The sequence below is a fragment of the Roseisolibacter sp. H3M3-2 genome, assembly GCF_029211165.1.
GTDB lineage: Bacteria > Gemmatimonadota > Gemmatimonadetes > Gemmatimonadales > Gemmatimonadaceae > Roseisolibacter.
Window position 1 is genome coordinate 1 of the sequence record NZ_JARGEK010000446.1, and the last position, 3466, is coordinate 3466.

At 68.1% G+C, this 3466-nt stretch carries 4 protein-coding genes; 3 read left to right on the top strand and 1 reads right to left on the bottom strand.

Translation table 11 applies throughout. From position 1 onward, the window contains the following. Both PYV61_RS22715 and PYV61_RS22720 read left to right on the top strand, forming a co-directional pair. A partial coding sequence (locus PYV61_RS22715) for a tyrosine-type recombinase/integrase (RefSeq protein ID WP_275835979.1) occupies window positions 1–493 on the top strand: 493 nt, incomplete at its 5' end. A 516-nt stretch (window positions 494–1009) separates the two neighbouring features. Beyond that, the gene (locus PYV61_RS22720) at window positions 1010–1621 is read left to right on the top strand and encodes a hypothetical protein (protein ID WP_275835981.1); all 612 of its coding nucleotides are present in this window, start codon (window positions 1010–1012) and stop codon (window positions 1619–1621) included. Window positions 1622–1840: 219 nt separating this feature from the next. On the opposite strand, the gene PYV61_RS22725 is transcribed toward PYV61_RS22720, so the two are convergent. Then, window positions 1841–3019 (bottom strand): integrase arm-type DNA-binding domain-containing protein, encoded by a 1179-nt coding sequence (locus tag PYV61_RS22725; RefSeq protein ID WP_275835983.1) that lies wholly within the window; start codon window positions 3017–3019, stop codon window positions 1841–1843. Between the two features lie 31 nt (window positions 3020–3050). Here PYV61_RS22725 and PYV61_RS22730 point away from each other — a divergent pair, with 31 nt between their 5' ends. Further along, window positions 3051–3425: a hypothetical protein gene (locus PYV61_RS22730; protein ID WP_275835985.1), complete on the top strand. Its 375-nt coding sequence runs from the start codon at window positions 3051–3053 to the stop codon at window positions 3423–3425. The last annotated feature ends 41 nt before the right edge of the window (window positions 3426–3466 follow it).

Genomic DNA, 3466 nt, shown 5'->3' on the forward strand with positions numbered 1-3466 from the left:
CGATGCGGAGGTCCGGCTCGCCGTGCACCTGCTTTACTACACCGCGCAGCGGATCGGCGATGTCGTGAGCATGCGCTGGAGCGACGTGCGCGACGGTCGCATCCATGTCGTCCAGGAGAAGACCGGCACGACGGTGGAGATCCCGCTGCACCACGCGCTCGCCGAAGAGCTCGCCCGCGCGCCACGCCGGGCTCTGACCATCCTGGCCGGGCGCGGCTCGGCGCCGCGAACACGAGGCCGCCTTCGCCAGCTGCTGCAGGCGTTCGCGCGTGATCGGGGCTTCAAGGTTGTCCCGCACGGCCTCCGGAAAAACGCCGTCAACGCGCTTCTCGAGGCAGGCTGCAGCGCGGCCGAGACGGCGGCGATCAGCGGCCAGTCGCTCCAGATGGTGGAGCACTACGCCAAGCTGCGCAGCCAGAAGACCCTCGCCGAAGGCGCGATCCTGAAGTGGAACGCCCGGCGAACGGGAAAACCAAATGGAAAACCGGCGTGATCCACCGAGTGCAGCGCAGCTACGGACACATTAAACAAGAACGGCGAAATTCTGCCGTTCTTCCCGCTTCGTTCTCGGAAAACCGGCCTGAGCGTCTCCAACGACTTAGCTTAGGTCGAGGAAAACCGCGGCAGCGCGCGCGCCCTCCGCCGTGAGGCGGGCCAAAGCAAAGGTGGACGCGGCGACGATCGCCTGACGGCTCTCTGACCAGAGCCGGCCGCAGTCAGCGGCACCCAACGATCTCACCACGCCCACCCCTCTCGCCAGCCGCGAGATCCAGAACTGCGACCCGCGCGCTCGAAAACGCATTTCGGGCGGCGGTTTCGTGCGTCCATCGACTCCGACGCGGGGCCGAACATGACCCTTCCTGCTTCCAAGACAAGCTGCGCAAACGGTGTAACCGCAGCAGCCCTTCTCTCCCGTGCCACCACAAAGCTTCGGGGCCGCGAGCGATCTCCGGATCGCCGGCGTAAGCCATGGCGCGATTCCTACGACCTCGATGATAAGCGCGCGCGCGTGTTCGTATTTGAGGCGCGACAATCTCGGGTCGAGCGCTGGCAGCTGATCGACGACCACGTCCGCCTCGTCCGCGAGTACGACGTCCACCACCGGCAGCCGGGCAAGCCTGCGCCGATCGGCGCCATCTACACGCGCGTGCTCGAGGAGACGCTCGGATATGCCGTCGGCAGCCCGAACGGGCTCTGCGATCCGCCTTTGGCCCTGATCGCCCACCGCGCCGGCGTCTCGATCCGGACCGTGCTCAGGGCCTTGGCGCGCCTGAAGGAGCACAAGCTGTTCGACTGGCGCCGCCGGACGGAGAGCACCCGCCGGGAGGGCGAGTGGGCGCCGCAGCGCGAGCAGATCTCGAACGCCTACTTCTTCGACCCGCGCCAGCTGGCGTCCAACGTCCGGGAGCGCTGGCTGCAATTTCGGGAGCGGCGCCGGCGCCAGGCCGCGGCACGGCAAGCGGCCGCGACGAAGGCCGAGCGGGACCAAGCGCGCACGGTCGAGCTGACCGGCCTTGGCGGCCTCACCCCGACGCCCGAGCAGCCGGCGGCGCCATCGTCCATCCAGCAGACGCTGGCGCGCATGGCCTCGCGCATCGAACCTAGCGCGAGTGACACATAGGCGAAGTGTGGGCTGAGAGAGGTTTAAGGGAAAGGCGAAGCTAAAGCTTCAGGGGTCCTACGGACCATAGTTGCCATCCGCACCCCGGGCCTTAGTGCCCATCCGGACAACGCCAGTACGATCGTGCGGCTGGCGAGCGGGGCTATGCGCCCCGCGTGGCTCTCCGGGGGGAGAGCGGCACGAAGCGTGCCACCCGGCGCCGGGCAGCGGCGCCCTGCCCTAAGCGGGCATCAGGAGATCAGCCCAGGCCTGGAACAGGCGACGCCGCTCCTCGAGCAGCTGCGCCCGATTGTACGCCGCCTCGACCCTGTTCTTCGGCGCGTGCGCCAGCGCCATGTCGATCAGCGCGCGATCGGCGAGCTTCAGCTCATTGGCAATGGTCGAGAAGCTCGCCCGCCAACCATGAGGAACGTGCCGGCCGGCGAAGCCGGCATCATCATAGAGTTCACCGAGCCTGCCCTCGCCCATCGGCCGATCGGCGGCGCGGCCAGGAAAGACGAGCGGGCCGGCGCCGCCGAGCGCGCGCGCGCGGCGGAGAACCTCGACGGCCTGGCTGGAGAGCGGCACCAGGTGCTCAGCCGTCGGGTCCGTTTTCCGCGCCTTCTTCAGCTTCATTCGCGCCGCCGGGATGCGCCAGAGCGGCGCCGGCTCGTCCAGGTCCTCGAGCTCGGACCAAGGCAGCTGCCTTACGCAGGCGAGCCGAACAGCGGTGAGCGCCAGGAATCGAGAGGCGAGCTTCACCAGCTCGCCGGCGTCGGAGCGATCAACCGCGGCGATCAGATCACGGACGGCGTCGATATCGGTGAGCGCGGGCTGGCGCCTGGATGCCGGCGCCGGCGCCAGAGCCTTGGTGACGATCGCTGCCGGATCGTCCTCGCAGAGGCCTTCGGACATGGCGAAGCCGAACACGGCCGAGATCCGCTGCCGGATGCGCCGGGCGGTCTCGATCGAGCCGCGCCGCTCGATCGCGCGTACCGCCCGCAGAATCATCGGAGCATCGATATCGCCGATCGGCTTGGCGCCGATCGCGGGGAAGACGTCGCGCTCGAGGCTGGTGATCACGTCGGCCGCGTGCTGCTCCGACCAGCGCTCGCGCTGGTGCTGGTACCAGCGCCGCGCGATCGCCGTGAAGCTATCGTCGGCATCATTGGCCGCGCGCGCACCGACGCCGCGGCCGAGCAGCTCGAGCCAGCGATCGCGTTGAGCCCGGGCGTCGCCGATATCTACCTCGGGCCAGGCGCCCAGCACGCGCAGTTGCTCCCGACCCTCGACCCGGTACCGGAGCCGCCAGCTTTTTCGGCCGGTCGGCTGGACGAACAGGAACAGCCCTGTCCCGTCGCTCACCTTGTACGGACGCGCGCGAGGGCGCGCGGCCTTGACGGTCGCGTTCGTCAGCATAGTTGAACCTGTTGTTTAGCCGGAGGGACGGATGAGAATCGTCGACCGCGAGGCGTTCCTGCAGCTGCCCGCGGGCACGCTCTTCGCCAAGTACGAGCCGATCAGCTTCGGCCCGCTCCTGATCAAGGGCGACACCTCGTCAGCCGATTTCTGGGTGCAGGATCTGCTGCCCTGGCCCGAAGGAGTGGACGATAGCCTTCAGTACTTCGATGCGATGGAGAAGGTCGCAGCCGGCGGCGCCTCGGGACCGCTGGACTTCAACTGTGAAGCAAGGGACGGCCTGTTCGATCACGATCAGCTCTTTGCGGTGCTGGACCGCAGCGACGTTGAGGCGCTTATCGAGCGGCTCGGCCAAGCCCTGTATGACGGCTACCGAGATCCTGCAGAGGCAGAGCCGATCAACTAGGGGCTAGCCCCACCTTGCGGTGGGGTGAGCCACACCAATCG